Here is a 16,082-nt window from a genome sequence, read left to right as displayed (position 1 = left end):
CTGGAGTTCGTACGGGGGCTCGTCCGATCTGTGAAATTGAAGAAACAGATTTCTTTATCGGAAGTTATTCTATCGGTGACAGAACAAGAGCATTCCTGAAAGTTCAGGATGGATGTGATTACAAATGTACTTACTGTACCATTCCATTGGCAAGAGGAATCTCTCGTTCAGATACCATCGAAAATGTTCTTAAAAATGCTTCAGAAATTGCAGCAAAAGACATCAAAGAAATTGTTCTTACCGGAGTAAATATCGGTGATTATGGTAAAGGTGAGTTCGGGAATAAGAGACATGAGCATACTTTCCTCGATCTTATTTCGGAACTGGATAAAGTAGAAGGAATTGAAAGAATCCGTATTTCTTCCATTGAACCTAACCTTTTAAAAGACGAAAGTATAGAACTGGTTTCTAAAAGCAGAAGCTTTGTTCCGCATTTCCATATTCCGTTACAATCCGGATGCGATGATTTATTGAAAAAAATGAAACGTCGTTATCTGACCAAATTATACAATGACAGGGTAAATAAAATCCGTGAGGTAATGCCTGACGCTGCTATTGGTGTAGACGTTATTGTAGGATTCCCTGGAGAAACAGAAGAGAAGTTCCTGGAAACCTATAACTTCCTGAATGAACTTCCTATCACTTATCTTCATGTATTTACTTATTCTGAAAGAGAAAATACCGAAGCTGCAGCAATGGAAGGAGTAGTTCCGATAGCAGAAAGAAAAAAACGTAATAAAATGCTGAGAATTCTTTCCGAAAAGAAAAAAATGGCATTTTATCAGACACAATTGGGAAAAACGCTTCCTGTACTCTGGGAGCATGAAAATAAAGACGGGAAAATGTTTGGCTTCACAGAAAACTATGTGAGGGTTCAGAAAGACTTTGATCCTGCATCCGTAAATCAAATCGAATTTCTAAATTTAGAAAAAATCCTGTCAGATGGCACGGTTTCTGTGCAATCTTCCTACGAAAGTTTTTTAGCAAAAGCATAGGCTCTTTGCAAAATTTCTACTAAATTTATTTTTAAACTTTAAATACTACATTCATGAGAGATAAGTTTTTATCTTGGGGAATTGTATTAGTAGCTGCTACCTGGATTGTAGCGCTGCTGATAAAAGCGCATTACTGGATACCGACGCTGCTATCCGCTATTTATGCATTGGGTGTTTACAATGCTTACCAATCGAAACATGCTATTCTGAGGAACTTCCCTGTACTGGGCTACTTTAGGTACTTTTTTGAAAGTATTTCACCCGAAATGCAGCAATATTTCATCGAAAGGGAGACAGATGGGAAACCGTTTCCAAGAAATCAGCGTTCAGCAGTATACAGAAGAGCTAAAAATTTAAGTGATACTGTAGCCTTTGGAACACAGTTGGAAGTAAATCACAGAAAATATGAGGGTATCAAGCATTCGATTTATGCAAAATCCCCATCAGAAGAACTTCCAAGAGTGTGGGTAGGAGGAGAACAGTGTACACAACCTTATCATGCCTCATTATTTAATATTTCAGCAATGAGTTTTGGAGCATTAAGTGACAGGGCTCAGATTTCCCTGAACAGAGGTGCTAAAAAAGGAAATTTCTTCCATAATACAGGAGAAGGAGGAATTTCACCTTATCACCTTGAAGGCGGAGACCTATGCTGGCAGATCGGTACAGGATATTTTGGGTGCCGTGATGAAGAAGGAAAATTTAATCCTGAACTGTTTACAAAATATTCAACGCTTCCAAATGTGAAAATGATTGAGATCAAATTATCACAGGGAGCAAAACCAGGACACGGAGGAGTACTTCCTGGGGTAAAAAATACACCTGAAATTGCAGCCATCCGTCACGTAACACCTGGAATGACGGTTATTTCACCACCATCGCATACGGCATTCTCTGATGCAGCCGGATTGTTGAGGTTCGTACAGGAATTAAGAGAACTTTCAGGAGGAAAACCAGTTGGATTCAAGCTTTGTATTGGAGATACGAAAGAATTTGAAGATATCTGTGTACAGATGAATGTATTGAAAATCTACCCTGACTTTATAACAATTGATGGAGCAGAAGGAGGAACAGGTGCAGCACCACCAGAATTTTCGGATGGAGTAGGGATGCCTTTGGAACCAGCCCTGATCTTTGTCAACAGAACCCTTAATAATTATAACGTAAGAAACAAACTGAGAGTCATTGCCAGTGGAAAAGTCCTTACAAGTTTAGATATTTTAAGAGCCATTGCCATGGGGGCAGATATGTGTAACAACGCTAGAGGATTTATGTTCTCGCTGGGATGTATCCAGGCTTTAAGATGTAATTCAAACAACTGTCCTACGGGAGTTGCTACCCAGGATAAAATGTTGATTAAGGGATTAGATGTTACGGATAAAAGTGAAAGAGTATATCATTTCCATAAAAATACCCTTCATACTTGTAATGAATTGATTGCAGCAGCAGGAAGAAGTTCTTATGAAGAAGTAGATGCTACCATGTTCATGAGAGGAGATGAATTTGATCACCTTGCAGATCTTTATTTCCCTGATATTTTAGGGAATGTAAAGCAAAAAGCGAGATCTTAATAATTGAGAATAATCAGCTTTAAAGGCATTTTAATAAACAAAAAAACAGATTAGATATTCTAATCTGTTTTTTTTATGTCTAATATTTTATACTCATTAAGAACTAATATCACTTTCCGATAGATCTCGCGTAAAGAAAGAATAAGGGGTCTTAATTTTGTTGCTTTATAGAAGAAAATAAGTAAATAAAAAACCGCCTTTTATAGACGGTTTGTTTTTATTATTCTTCATTCGAAAGTCTGTCTCTGCTTCCATATATCTGGAAATTGAAAACGAATGATTTGTTTCTGTAAGATATGCTTTGATAAGGATAGTGTGCATTTCTTCCAAAAGCGGCTCTTGATGGAACAATAATTACTCCTTGCAAGTTGTAAGGAGCTTCATTTGGAAGGTTAAAAGCTCCAAACTTTTTTAATGCTTCCTTGAATCCTGCAATTTCAAAATAACTACTTTCTTTACCTAAGTCAGTACGAGTTTTTTTCTTTACATAAAAGAACATAGGATCAACCGCTGGAATTGTATTTCCTCCGTCTATAGTATTTAAAAATGGAGTCTGAGCAGAAAATAAAACAGTTCCGTTATTATCAATAGCCTGGTAAGCATAAGCTCTTCCCATTATTCTGATAACACTACTATCTTTAATTTCCTGTGCTTCCCCTGAAGCAGGCTGTGCTCCGTCCCTCATAATATAAATTGTTCCTGAAGGAAGGGTTTTAAAATCCAATTGAGATAATTTCTTTTCATTATCATCAGAAGTATCTGTAGCGCTGAAAGCTTTTATATTTCCCTGAGCATCCAGATAATTTTCATTCATGAACTTCGTAATGGCCTGATCATCATAGCTGTTTTGAACATTGATGTCTTCCGGTTCCTGATATGTAGGTACTTCATCATCTTTTTTACATGCGGAAAAACACAAAGATCCGGCAAGGATATATAAAAATATTTTTTTCATTTCAAAAAACTTTAATTACTTTACAAATAATATAACGGCAAAAGTATAAAAAAATATGAGAATAGATAAATTTTTATGGAGCATTCGTTTTTATAAGACGAGAAGTATTGCAGCTGAGGAGATTAAAAAGAATAGAGTTTCTATGGGAACGTCTGCCATAAAATCATCTAAGGAGGTAAAGGAAGGTGATATAATTAAAATCCGCAAGAATCAGATTGATTATAAAATAAAGGTTTTGCAGATTCCTAAAAGCAGGATTGGAGCCAAATTAGTCCCACTCCATATACAGGATGTAACCGATAAGGAACAATATGAGCTTCTGAAACTTCGTAAAATGACCCAGGATTATTACCGAAACAAAGGAGAGGGAAGACCTACGAAGAAAGACAGAAGAGATATGGATGACTATGTAGGCAACGATATTGATGCTGACTTTACCGATTGGGATGATTTCTTCGGAGAAACAGATGATGAAAGCGAAGAAGAAGGTTAAAATAAAAAGCTCTAGAGATAGAGCTTTTCTATTATTTCTTTAACAATGTTTTCAGGTTCTCTGCCATCAGTCCCTACAGTAAACTGAGCTTTACTGTAAAACTGATTTCTTTCAAATAAATGCTTGGCAATAAATTCCGGCAGGTCTTCATCAGAAATATTGGCAATTAACGGCCTTTTTTCTTTTTGTTTGGAAAGTCTTTCAGCCAGTGTTCCTACAGAGGTTCTTAAAAAGACGCTTCTGGAATTATGATTGATAATTTCCATATTGTTATAATAAACTGGAGTTCCGCCTCCAAGGCTTAGGATCACATTTTCCTCTGAAGCCAGTATTTCTTCAAGTGCCTCCCTTTCCAGTTTTCTAAAGTAAATTTCTCCCTTTTTTTCAAAAATCTCAGGAATCGTTAATTTATTTCTCCTGGAAATCTCTTTGTCAAGATCAATAAGTTTGAAGTTTATTTTATCGCTTAATATTTTGGAAATGTGGGATTTGCCACTTCCCATGTAACCAATTAGTGAAATTATCATGAATTTTTTTTAAACAAATTTGCGAAAAAGTTTTGAGATAAAGAAAAAAGTCATATCTTTGCACCACTTAAAACAAAGGACATTACTTAAATGAAAATTTGTTAGTAAAGTGGCCGACTCGGTAGCTCAGCTGGTAGAGCAATACACTTTTAATGTATGGGTCCTGGGTTCGAATCCCAGCCGGGTCACTAGCAATAAATATTACATATTTTGTGATTTTATTGCCTGCGTGGTGAAATTGGTAGACACGCCATCTTGAGGGGGTGGTTTCCTAAGGATGTGCTGGTTCGAGTCCAGTCGCAGGCACTGCAAAGAAAAATTATAATTAAGAATATATTCTTAATTGTGGCCGACTCGGTAGCTCAGCTGGTAGAGCAATACACTTTTAATGTATGGGTCCTGGGTTCGAATCCCAGCCGGGTCACAAGTTTACTGAAAAGTAAATTTTTTTCATATTAATATTTTGTGATTTGGTGTTTCAAAGGCTTCCTTCCGGAGGCCTTTGATTTTATATATAATCTATCCAATTTTGAAATCTGTTTGTATATTTGAAATATATCCACAAAAAATAATTGGCTTGAAAATATTAGGTAATCAAGAGAGGTATTGTCTGACAAACCTGCAAAGACATGGTTGATGTTATCATCTGTATTGGCAGTAATAGCTTTTCCTTTAAATATTTTTGGTATAGCAGCTCTTGTGTTTTTCATTAATTACTATTCGGAAAATAAAGAACAACAGGATTGGGTAGAAGTGAATAAATATTCGAGAATTGCAAAAATTTTTATTATACTCTCATCGTGATTATAATGCCTTTGTTTTTAGTATTTCTTTATTATGTTGTTGATACTCTCTTGGTATATATGAGGTCAGGAGGAGGAAATATGTTTGGGCGGTAGTTTAAATGAGAAACTCTGACCATTATATGATCAGAGCTGTGTTATATTAAGCAATAGCCTTTGCGAAGTATTTATTAGTCCAGATGCATATTGTCAATTAGTCTAACTCCATCTACAACCACAACAATGAAGGCTCTGAATTTTCTGTCTTTATAGAAGAAATCAGTTTCCTGTAACGTGTTTTCGTCTGCAATTAAGAAATATTCCAGTTGCATTCCTTGCTGATTGTCAAAAATATCGGTTACTCTCTCTTTGATTTCAGGAATACTAACTGTTCTGAACCAATCGTTTACTTTTTTTAAGGTTTCATAGATAACTTTAGAAGCTTCTTTTCTATCTTCATGAAGTCTTTGATTTCTTGAACTTAATGCCAAACCGTTATCTGCCCTGTAAATAGGAACTCCTTTTATTTTAACTGGAAGATGTTTTTTATCAACCATTTTCCTGATAATAGCCAGTTGTTGGAAGTCTTTTTCTCCAAAATAGGCATTGTCAGGCTGAACCTGTCTGAATAATTCCTCTACAACGGTTCCTACACCATCAAAGTGCCCTGGCCTGGATTTTCCTTCCATTTCATTTTCCAATCCATCAAAATCATAATGCTGGCTTTCTGTTTTTTCTGGATAAATATCACTGACTTCAGGAATGTAAACAGCGTCTACCAATCCGGACTTTTCCAAAATCAGAATATCCCTGTCAATATTTCTCGGGTATTTTTCAAGATCTTCAGAATTGTTAAATTGGGTTGGATTTACAAAAATTGAAGAAATAACAAGGTCATTCTCCTTTTTTGCTTCTTCATACAGGGAAAGATGTCCCTTGTGCAGAGCTCCCATCGTAGGGGCAAAGCCAATTCTTTTTCCCATTTCCTTCTGTCTTTCAATGAAATCCTGAAGGGTCTTCCTGTTTTTTATAACTTCCATAGTTTATTTTAATACTTATTCAAAAATACTAAAAATATCATATAATAAAATGTGTTTTTACCAATTTGCCAGAGGGAATTTTCGTAAAAAAATGTTAATTAAAATAATGTTGGATGTTTTTTTGTAATTTTGCACATTAAAGCATTTTTACAAAAATTAGATAGAAAGTTTATGCCGAATCAAAAAATACTGTACATTACTACAGAGATGTTTCCATACCAGGAAGATACAAATATGGCCGCTGTGGTAAACAAAATGGCGCTTAAGATGCACAATGAAGGCAATGATGTAAGAGTTTTTATGCCAAGATTTGGACAAATAAGTGAGAGGAAATTCCAACTTCATGAGGTGATCCGTCTTTCAGGGATGAATATTATCATCAATGATCTGGATCAGCCACTTATCATTAAAGTAGCGTCTCTTCCGGGGGAAAGACTGCAGGTTTACTTTATAGACAATGAAGAATACTTCAAAAGAAAACAATATTATTTCGACGACGAAGGAAACCCTTTCGATGATAATGACGAAAGAGCTATTTTCTTTGCAAGAGGAGTAATTGAAACCATCAAGAAGCTGAACTGGGTACCGGATGTTATCCACCTAAATGGATGGATGTCTTCATTTGTTCCAATTTATCTTAAGACTTACTACGAATCAGATACTTATTTCAAGGATGCAAAAATCGTTCTTTCCTTATACAATGAGAAAGAAGCTGATCTTGATAAAAAGATTGCTGAAAAGCTTAAGTTTGATAATATTTCAGGATTAAAAGCGTTAGATAACCCAACGATCAAAAGTTTTGTTATCGAAAGTATGAACTATGTAGATACTGTTGTAAAGGGAGATGAATTCCTTGATGAAGATCTTGATAAGGCTTTCAATGAAACAGCGACTCAAAAGTCGGAGTATCTTGACGTAGATTCTATAAATCAACTTTATTAAAAAAAACACATTTTTAATGACTCATACTCTTAAAAGGACTTTCGCCATGCTTTTAATGGCGGTTTTCGGAAGTGCACTTCTTTATAACTGTGAACCAGACCCGGATTCTCTTGGACAGCAGCTCTTTGATAAAGATGCTGCAAATGCACATGAACTTGCATTGCCAATTATAGCGTATAATATCAATAATAATGATTCTATCAGAAGTGATGCATTAGGATTGCTTGCTACAGGAGGTTCTACTGTGGGTGTTCTGGGAGCTTTTAAAGAAGGTCAGTTCGGAATGCAGAAAGCATCTTATATTACTCAATTAAGAATGCCGGCTAGCTTTGATTTTGGAGATAATCCTGTGGTAGACTCTGTTGTAATGGTAATAAGAACACCAGCAAATACAGCAGATGATACCTATTATATGGCTGATAAGGTAGTAGCGCCTGGTGCTTATGACAAGGATGATTTTCCTGTTGGAAATGACAAAGCAACAGTATCCATTGAAAAGAAAACATATCCAATCTTTAAATATGGTAAAGATGGCGATGCTTTTAAGTCCATGAAAATTAATGTGAATGAAGTAACTTCATTCTTAGATGCTGGTAAAACAGAATTTACCCGTTCTACTGCCAGTGGTGTAACTACGGGTGCTTTACTTGGATCTGGCGTTTTTGACGGAAATGTAAGCAGTGTTGTTATTAATAAAAAATCAGATAATACTCCCGTATTTGAAGCTAAGTTAGGTTTTAGAATAAATCTGGATAAAACTTTCTTCCAGCAGAAAATTCTTGATCAAAAAGGAAAACCGGTGCTTCAGGATGCGGCAAACTTTACAAGATATTTCAACGGAATCAAACTTTCAGTAGAAGAGAATGACGGTTATCTTTTCCAGTTTTCACCTAATGATATGCAGCTTATTATGTACTATAAATCTGATAAAACGGTAAATGGTACAGTAACCCGATCTCGGGAAACAATTAACTTTGATTTGGGAAGTAATAACTTTCATTTAGGACAGTATACTTATGACAGAAGTACTTCTGCTCTTGGTAATGCGATACCAACATTTACAAAAGATGGTGATTCCAGAATTTACCTTCAGGGAATGGGAGGACCTTCTATGGGAGTAAAAATTCCAGATAATATTATTAATGATCTGAGAGATAATTTTAAGAATAATAAAGCAGCTATTGTAGGAGCTAGAATCAGGGTATATGTAGACATGAATAATACATTTGTTAATGCTCAATCTACAGCGGCAAACCGTAAATTTACGCTTACTAATCTTCCATATGATAAAGATGGCAAAATGGATTATTCTAAACTTGCTTTCACATCAGATACAAATGCAGGATTCCCGTTGTATTACTATTATGCTAAGAAAGATGATACTCCTGAATATTATGACATTGTAGTAACAAAAACAATTAAGAATATTGTTGAAGGTAAAGACGGTACTCCTACTTTGGATCCCAATGATCCTTTGCTGTTTAATCTGGGGACTTTTGTGAAAAACCCTCAAAACAATGGAAATCCTTATGGAGCGAGATATACTAGCAGAGCTACTGATATGAACAGAGTTGTATTAATAGGAAGTGATTCTAGTAATGAACAAAATAGAATTAAATTGGTAGTTACTTATTCAACAGCCAATAATAAATAAAACACAATAAACACAAGACAAAATAAATATGTGCGGAATAGTAGGATATACAGGTTTTCAGGATGCGTATGAGATTGTAATTAACGGTCTTAGAAGACTGGAATACAGAGGGTATGATAGTGCCGGGATTGTTTTAGAAGGTTCAAATAACAAATTTGAAGTAGAAAAAACAAAAGGTAAAGTAGAGGATTTAGTGAATATTTCGAAGCAATTAAAAGGAACTGCGAAGATTGGTATGGGACACACCCGTTGGGCTACCCATGGAGTTCCGAGTGATAGAAATTCTCACCCACATTTGTCAAATAATGGAAAAATAGCACTGGTGCACAATGGTATTATTGAGAATTATGATACTATTAAAACAATGCTTACTGAAAAGGGATTTACTTTCAAATCAGAAACAGATACTGAAGTATTGGTAAACCTTGTTCAGTATTTTATGGATCTTAATCCTGAGATTGATTTCCCTACAGCAGTGAGATATGCTTTAAATGAAGTATATGGAGCATATGCTATAACAGTACTTCACGAAGATTATCCGGGAGTATTGGTTGTAGGAAGATTGGGGTCTCCATTAGCAATTGGACTTGGTGATAAAGAATATTTCATTGCTTCTGATGCCTCTCCTTTCGTGGAATTTACAAAAGAAGCCATTTATCTTGAGGAAGGGCATATGGCTACCATTTCTTTGGAAAAAGGTGTAGATATCAGAACTATCAACGAAAACTCTAAAATTGAACCTGAAATTCAGGAACTTAAATTAAGCTTAGAGCAAATTGAAAAGGGTGGATATGAGCATTTCATGCTGAAAGAAATTTTTGAACAGCCTAAATCTATTCATGATACTATGAGAGGAAGACTTCTTGTAGAGGAAGGAATTATCAAAATGGCAGGAATCTGGGATCATGTTGAGAAGTTCAAAAATGCTAATAGAATTATCATTATTGCTTGTGGAACTTCATGGCATGCAGGTCTTATCGGAGAATATCTAATTGAAGAATATGCAAGAATTCCTGTAGAAGTAGAATATGCATCAGAATTCAGATACAGAAATCCTATCATCACAGATAAAGATGTTGTAATTGCAATTTCCCAGTCAGGAGAAACAGCAGATACAATGGCCGCTTTAAAACTTGCAAAAGAAAAAGGGGCATTTATATATGGTATTTGTAATGTAGTAGATTCATCTATTGCAAGAATTACGGATGCGGGTTCATATACCCATGCAGGTCCGGAGATCGGGGTTGCTTCTACAAAAGCATTTACGGCACAACTTACCATTCTTACTTTAATTGCATTTAAATTAGGTAAGCATAACGGAAATTTAGGAAATGCCGAATTTATGAGCTTAATTGCTGAACTTGATGCAATTCCTAAGAAAATTGAGGATGTATTAAATACAACTCATGAGCTGACTCAAAATATTGCAAAAGATTTTGTGAAAGCTACTAATTTCCTTTATTTAGGAAGAGGATATAATTATCCGGCTGCCTTAGAAGGAGCATTAAAACTAAAAGAAATTTCTTATATCCACGCAGAAGGATATCCGGCTGCAGAAATGAAGCACGGGCCAATTGCTCTGATTGATGAAAATATGCCAATTGTTATTATAGCACCTAAAAAAGGACACTATGATAAAATTGTAAGTAATGTACAGGAAATCAAAGCAAGAAAAGGGAAAGTTATAGCTGTTGTTAATAAAGGTGACCGCCAGGTTAGCGAAATGGCAGATTATGTTATTGAAATCCCTGAAACCTCAGAATGTTTCTCTCCAATTGTAGCATCAGTGCCATTACAGCTGCTTGCTTATTACATTGCTGTGTACAGAGGAGCGAACGTAGATCAGCCTAGAAATTTGGCAAAATCTGTAACTGTGGAATAAAAATTAGTTGTAAATAAAATAAATTTAGATTTCTTCCGTTATTTCAAAAAAAATCTTAAAAGTTTCTTAAAAAAATTATATATTTACGGCTTAATTATAAAAATTAACATGAAAAGGATATTTCTTTTATTATTGTCTGCGTCGGTAGCATCGGTATCTTGTTCAGGTGGTGGCAGCTCTTCTGTAGGGAAGCCAGGAACAAAAGGAGAATTGATACCAAGAGAAAAAACGAAATCATTTGTTGCGGAACGACCATACGGAATGGTTGCAATTCCTGCAGGTTCATTTGTTGCTGGTTTAGCAGACCAGGATCCAACAAATACACCTGAAAAAGCATCATTGAAGACAGTTACTGTTTCTTCTTTCTTCATGGATGAAGCAGAAACTACCAATGCAGAATACAGGGTATTTATCAACTATGTAAGAGATTCTATCGCAAGAACTCTACTCGCTGAAGCTGCCGGAGAAGGTGGTGACGAAGGCGGTCGTAGAGGAGCAAGCATAGGAGATTATGCATACCTTGCTAAAAAAGAAGAAAATTTAACACCTTATCAGGAATATATGGAAGGTCAGGGTGGCCGTGAAGACGGTACCTATGACGCAAGCAAAAGATTAGACTGGAAAATTCCTTTACACTGGAGTACTGCAAAATATCCGGATGTAGAGTACGCAGAAGTTCTGGAATCTATGTATCTGCCTGCTTCTTCAAGAATTGGAAACGAAAGAATTTTAGATGTGAGTAAACTGAAATATACTTACCGTTGGGGAGATATGGATGCTGCACTTGCAGATAACGAAAGAGGAGCCAATTACCTGAAAAGCCAAAGTATCGCGATTTATCCCGATACTACGGTTTGGGTAAAAGATTTCCACTTTGCTTACAATGAGCCACTATTTGAACAGTACTTCTGGCACAAGGCTTACAAAAACTATCCTGTTGTAGGAGTTACCTGGGATCAGGCAAGAGCTTATTGTAACTTTAGATCTAAATTAAAAACTGACTATAACGAAAGTTTAAAAAGAAAAAAACAAAGACCATTGCAGTTCCGTCTTCCAACAGAAATCGAATGGGAATATGCTGCAAGAGGGGGAATGCAAAATGCTACTTACCCTTGGGGTGGACCTTACTTAATGGATGACAGAGGTTGCTACCTGGCAAACTTCAAACCTAAGAGAGGTAACTACATGGAAGACGAGAAAAAAGGTACTTATACATATACAGCTCCAGTTAAGAAATTTAAGAAAAATGGATTTGGGTTATTTGATATGGCTGGAAACGTTTCTGAGTGGACAGAATCTGCATATAACAACTCTTCTTATGGATTCTCTTCTACATTAAATCCTTCTACTAAAGATAAAAAGGATACTAAAAAATCTGTAAGAGGTGGATCTTGGAAAGATATAGGATATGCATTAATGACAGGTGCAAGAGACTGGGAAAGAAAAGATTCTGCAAGAAGCTATATCGGATTTAGAACTGTACAGGATATTCCTGAAGCAGCTGTTAAGCCAAGAAGAATTAACAGATAATAAACCAAAACAATTATTTTTCAATACAATTTTATTTAACATTAAAAAAACTAACTCAATATGTTTAAGACGAAAGATGCTTGGATGAATTTCTTCTATTCATTCGGTGCTGCAATTGTAATTCTTGGAGCTTGGCTTAAAATTACTCACATTACTCTGGGACCAATTAACGGTAATATGGCGCTTACTGTGGGGCTTATTACAGAAGCGATTATCTTTATTATTTTCGCTTTCGACCCTCCAAAAACTGAAGAGTCTTATGCTTGGGAAAATGTTTACCCTGAATTACTTGATAAACATGCGAACCCAAACCCGTTACATTCAAATGTAACCACTAGAAATACAGGTAACCAATTTGCTGAACTGGAAAACTCCCTTTCTAACAAATTGGATAAAATGCTTGAAGATGCAAGATTAGATGTTCAATTATTCGAAAGATTAAGAACAGGAATCGATAAATTTTCAAATTCTGTAGATCAAATCAATCAAACTGTTGACGTTTCTGCTTCTACACACAAATATAATGATCAGTTGAACAAGGCTGCTCAACATATGGAAAGTATGAATGCTTTATACGCTATGCAGTTGGAAAGCGGTAAGAAACAGGCAGAATTTGCTACGAAATATGTTTCTGACATGCAGAAATCTGTTGAACATTCTGAAAAATTCAATCAAGAGCTACAAGGTTTAACATCTAATCTTAATAACTTAAATAGAGTTTATGGTGGTATGCTAACTGCTATGAAGTCTTAATTCCTAACCATTTCTGAACTTAAACTATTTAATCAAAAAACAAAGAAAAGAGAATGGCACAAGGAAAACAGACCCCTCGTCAGAAGATGATCAACCTGATGTATCTGGTGTTCATCGCGATGATGGCCCTAAATATTGATGCAGAAATCATCAGGTCGTATTATGACTCTACCAGAGCATTAAACGAAACCAGAACTTTAACAGAAAGAAAGAACGAAAAGATCTTTGAAAAAACGCTGGAAGCTAAGGCTCAGCAGGTTCCGGATACTTATGCAAAACCTTGGGAAGACTACAAATTATTAAAAACTAAGATTGATGTATTAGTAAAACATGCCCAGGATATAAAAGATTTGCTAAAGAAACAATCAGAGTTTCATGATAAAGATCCTAAAACTGGAAAAGATATTGATGTAAGTGAGAACTTTGCTGCACTTAACAATAACGAAGCAACTACTGAATATTTCTTTAAAGAAGGAGATGAAAATACACCTTCTCCTAATGCATTAGAACTAAAACGTAAAATTGATGACGTAAGGGATTACATCAATAAAACTTTTGGTAATAATGAGCAACTTAAAGATTTAGTAGACAGAGCAAACAAGTCTCTTATTGCAGAATATCCAAAAGGAAAATCTCCGAATGAGAAAACTTGGTTCCAGAATAAATTTTATCATCAGCCATTAATTGCTGCTATATCTAATTTGGAAATTATCCAAAACGATGCCAGAAACGTACAATCTGATGCATTAGCGTTAATGCTTCAGGAAAAAGTAGATGCGAGCATCAAATTTACAAGTTATGAGCCAATTGTTGCCGGACCTACTGATATTCAGGCTGGTAAGCAGGCCGAAGTAAAAGTAATGCTGGGAACTTATTCTAATAGCAATAAGATCAGTATCTCTGGAGTAAGTAAACAGGAAAATGGTAAAGGTATCATTCCTATTTCAGGAGCTGGTATCGGAGAACATAAATTATCTGGAACGATTACATTAACTGATGCCTCAGGAAAACCACAATCTTTCCCTTGGACGCATACTTATAATGTAATTGCCGGACCTAGAGAAGTAAAACTTGAAAAAGGATTATTACTTTCTGCTGATAAGATGAATGTAATGTATAGAGGATTGGAGAACCCTGTATCAGGATCTATCTTAGGTGCAGACAACTCTAAACTTTCATTGTCAGCTCCGGGAGCTTCTGTAAGAAATACAGGTCCTGGTAAATGGATTGTAAAACCTTCAACAGGTACTACGGTGAAATTGACATTATCTGGTGTAGATCCATATGGAAAAACAGTATCTCAGGTATTTGAATATAGAATCAAGAATGTTCCGCCACCTCAAGGTCAGATGAGAGGACAGAATGTATTGTCGATGCCGGCATCTTCTATTCCTAACCAATCTGTACAGGCTGCTATTCCTGACTTCGATTTCCCTGTTTCGTTTAACGTAACACAATTTATGGTAAGAGTACCTGGTAGAGCAGCACTATTGATCCATGGAAATACGCTAGGTGAAGCAGCAGGATTAATTAAGAATCTGAGAACAGGAGATGTAGTGTCTATCTTCGATATCAAAGCAACAGCTCAGGGATTAGAAGGTCAACAGATTAAAAACATTACTCCTATAATTATTAATGTTCAATAGGACTAAAATTGTAATTTATTATGAAAAAATATATTAGCACCCTTTTAGTATTAGTTTCGGGATTTGCATTTTCCCAGACTATTCTGAACGCTTCTTCTCCAGAAGAGTTTAGACAGATGAGAGCGGAGAACAAACAAAAAGTTGGTGATACTATTATTGATAAAACAGTAAAGCCTCTTGAATATGGATTTGTGGAAGACAAAGACATCCTTAAGAGTATGTTTGTTTGGGAAATCATCGATATGAATGATAAGATCAATCAGCCATTTTACTATGATAACCCGGATGGTCTTCTTTCTACACCTACAAGATCTCTGTACCAGTTACTGTTAGATGCAGCTTTAAGTGGTAAAATAGAGCAGGTATATGATGATGAAAACTTTACTGTAAAGCTTTCACCAGAAGGAATCCAGAAAAGATTGGAGAATGTTAGAATCAACGATGCTGCTATCGATATTCTAAACTCTGGAAGACAATTAACTGAACAAGAGAAAAAAGAATATACCGATGTATTTAAGACTACTACTGAGAAAGTAAAAGTTCTTAAAATTATGGGAATGTGGTTTGTAGATAAGAGAGACGGACAAATGAAATACAGACCTCTAGGGATTGCAGCAATGGGACCAGACCCAGCAGTACAGGGAGTTATAGGACCAGATGGTAAGCCAATTGCAAGTAATGATGATCTTATTGACCTGTTCTGGATCTTCTACCCTAATGCAAGAGATATTTTAGCAAACAATTATGTTTATAACAGAAAAAACTCTTCTGCAGACTTATCTTTTGATGATATCATCAATGCAAGAAGATTCTCATCTGTAATCTATAAATCTTCAAGCGGTTTAGGAGACGGCACAATTAAAGATTATATCCCTAAAGATGCTGACGATCAGTTAGAAGAAAGCGATAGAATCAAGGCGCAGATCCTAGAAATGGAAAATGATATGTGGAATTACTAAATTTCACTTGATATTTATACAAAACCTGAGTATTTTTACTCAGGTTTTTTTATTATGAAATCGCCCTTTGTTTATTGCCGATCAATAATCAATGATATAGGCGATTACATATAACCTTTAAACAAATGAAATTTCTCATATGAAAAATGTCGATTATATTATTGTAGGAGATGGATATGCCGGGCTGTTTTTAGCTCATCAGCTGATTAAGAATAATAAGTCCTTTGTGATCTTTTCTGAGGGAAGAAAAAGTGCTTCGCAGGTTTCTGCGGGTATTATTAATCCTGTGGTGCTTAAAAAGTTTACCACTTTCTGGAAAGCTCAGGAGCAAATTGATTTTCTAAAGAACAAGA

At 35.6% G+C, this 16,082-nt stretch carries 15 protein-coding genes and 3 tRNA genes; 14 read left to right on the top strand and 4 right to left on the bottom strand.

All coding sequences use genetic code 11. The features are described from left to right. Positions 1–995: MiaB/RimO family radical SAM methylthiotransferase (locus BBH99_RS20500; protein WP_066700120.1), on the top strand; the 995-nt coding region annotated here is incomplete at its 5' end. Between the two features lie 53 nt (positions 996–1,048). Next, positions 1,049–2,566 (top strand): FMN-binding glutamate synthase family protein, encoded by a 1,518-nt coding sequence (locus BBH99_RS20495; protein WP_066700117.1) that lies wholly within the window; start codon positions 1,049–1,051, stop codon positions 2,564–2,566. 220 nt (positions 2,567–2,786) lie between these two features. Here BBH99_RS20495 and BBH99_RS20490 read toward each other — a convergent pair whose 3' ends face one another. Further along, a complete protein-coding gene (locus tag BBH99_RS20490; protein WP_066700116.1) occupies positions 2,787–3,521 on the bottom strand; it encodes a hypothetical protein in 735 nt (244 codons plus the stop codon). A gap of 55 nt (positions 3,522–3,576) precedes the next feature. Between BBH99_RS20490 and BBH99_RS20485 the strand changes: the two genes are divergently transcribed. Then, positions 3,577–4,014, top strand: a complete 438-nt coding sequence (locus BBH99_RS20485) for an RNA-binding S4 domain-containing protein (RefSeq protein WP_066700115.1) — start codon at positions 3,577–3,579, stop codon at positions 4,012–4,014. Positions 4,015–4,025: 11 nt separating this feature from the next. Here the strand turns inward: BBH99_RS20485 and BBH99_RS20480 are convergent, their stop codons facing one another. Next, positions 4,026–4,541, bottom strand: a complete 516-nt coding sequence (locus BBH99_RS20480; protein ID WP_066700113.1) for a shikimate kinase — start codon at positions 4,539–4,541, stop codon at positions 4,026–4,028. 115 nt (positions 4,542–4,656) lie between these two features. Between BBH99_RS20480 and BBH99_RS20475 the strand changes: the two genes are divergently transcribed. The 3 genes from BBH99_RS20475 to BBH99_RS20465 all read left to right on the top strand — a co-directional run bounded on the left by BBH99_RS20475 (position 4,657) and on the right by BBH99_RS20465 (position 4,965). After that, positions 4,657–4,729, top strand: a tRNA-Lys gene (locus BBH99_RS20475). Between the two features lie 35 nt (positions 4,730–4,764). Then, positions 4,765–4,847 (top strand) — tRNA-Leu (locus tag BBH99_RS20470). A 45-nt stretch (positions 4,848–4,892) separates the two neighbouring features. Then, positions 4,893–4,965: transfer RNA gene (locus BBH99_RS20465), tRNA-Lys, on the top strand. A 31-nt stretch (positions 4,966–4,996) separates the two neighbouring features. Here BBH99_RS20465 and BBH99_RS20460 read toward each other — a convergent pair. Both BBH99_RS20460 and panC read right to left on the bottom strand, forming a co-directional pair. Continuing rightward, the gene (locus BBH99_RS20460) at positions 4,997–5,251 is read right to left on the bottom strand and encodes a hypothetical protein (protein WP_066700111.1); all 255 of its coding nucleotides are present in this window, start codon (positions 5,249–5,251) and stop codon (positions 4,997–4,999) included. A 263-nt stretch (positions 5,252–5,514) separates the two neighbouring features. Continuing rightward, positions 5,515–6,363 carry a pantoate--beta-alanine ligase gene (panC, locus tag BBH99_RS20455; protein ID WP_066700109.1) on the bottom strand — a complete coding sequence of 283 codons (849 nt, stop codon included), beginning with the start codon at positions 6,361–6,363 and terminating at the stop codon, positions 5,515–5,517. Between the two features lie 171 nt (positions 6,364–6,534). Here panC and BBH99_RS20450 point away from each other — a divergent pair, with 171 nt between their 5' ends. The 8 genes from BBH99_RS20450 to BBH99_RS20415 all read left to right on the top strand — a co-directional run. Then, the gene (locus tag BBH99_RS20450; RefSeq protein ID WP_066700107.1) at positions 6,535–7,305 is read left to right on the top strand and encodes a glycogen/starch synthase; all 771 of its coding nucleotides are present in this window, start codon (positions 6,535–6,537) and stop codon (positions 7,303–7,305) included. A 16-nt stretch (positions 7,306–7,321) separates the two neighbouring features. Beyond that, positions 7,322–8,959 carry a DUF4270 family protein gene (locus BBH99_RS20445; protein ID WP_083188893.1) on the top strand — a complete coding sequence of 546 codons (1,638 nt, stop codon included), beginning with the start codon at positions 7,322–7,324 and terminating at the stop codon, positions 8,957–8,959. A 28-nt stretch (positions 8,960–8,987) separates the two neighbouring features. Further along, positions 8,988–10,841, top strand: coding sequence for a glutamine--fructose-6-phosphate transaminase (isomerizing) (glmS, locus tag BBH99_RS20440; protein ID WP_066700100.1), 1,854 nt, complete (start codon positions 8,988–8,990; stop codon positions 10,839–10,841). Positions 10,842–10,949: 108 nt separating this feature from the next. Then, complete coding sequence (porK, locus tag BBH99_RS20435) at positions 10,950–12,371, top strand: T9SS ring complex lipoprotein PorK/GldK (RefSeq protein WP_066700098.1); 1,422 nt, start codon at positions 10,950–10,952, stop codon at positions 12,369–12,371. Positions 12,372–12,431: 60 nt separating this feature from the next. Then, positions 12,432–13,124 (top strand): type IX secretion system motor protein PorL/GldL, encoded by a 693-nt coding sequence (gene porL / locus BBH99_RS20430; protein WP_066700094.1) that lies wholly within the window; start codon positions 12,432–12,434, stop codon positions 13,122–13,124. Positions 13,125–13,177: 53 nt separating this feature from the next. After that, positions 13,178–14,770: a type IX secretion system motor protein PorM/GldM gene (gene porM / locus BBH99_RS20425; RefSeq protein WP_066700092.1), complete on the top strand. Its 1,593-nt coding sequence runs from the start codon at positions 13,178–13,180 to the stop codon at positions 14,768–14,770. A 20-nt stretch (positions 14,771–14,790) separates the two neighbouring features. Then, positions 14,791–15,729: a type IX secretion system ring subunit PorN/GldN gene (porN, locus tag BBH99_RS20420; RefSeq protein ID WP_066700090.1), complete on the top strand. Its 939-nt coding sequence runs from the start codon at positions 14,791–14,793 to the stop codon at positions 15,727–15,729. Positions 15,730–15,868: 139 nt separating this feature from the next. Further along, positions 15,869–16,082, top strand: a 214-nt coding sequence (locus BBH99_RS20415; protein WP_131799233.1) for an FAD-binding protein, incomplete at its 3' end; no start/stop codon positions are given.

The organism is Chryseobacterium contaminans (assembly GCF_001684955.1).
GTDB lineage: Bacteria > Bacteroidota > Bacteroidia > Flavobacteriales > Weeksellaceae > Chryseobacterium > Chryseobacterium contaminans.
This window is presented reverse-complemented; position numbering and strand designations above follow the sequence as displayed.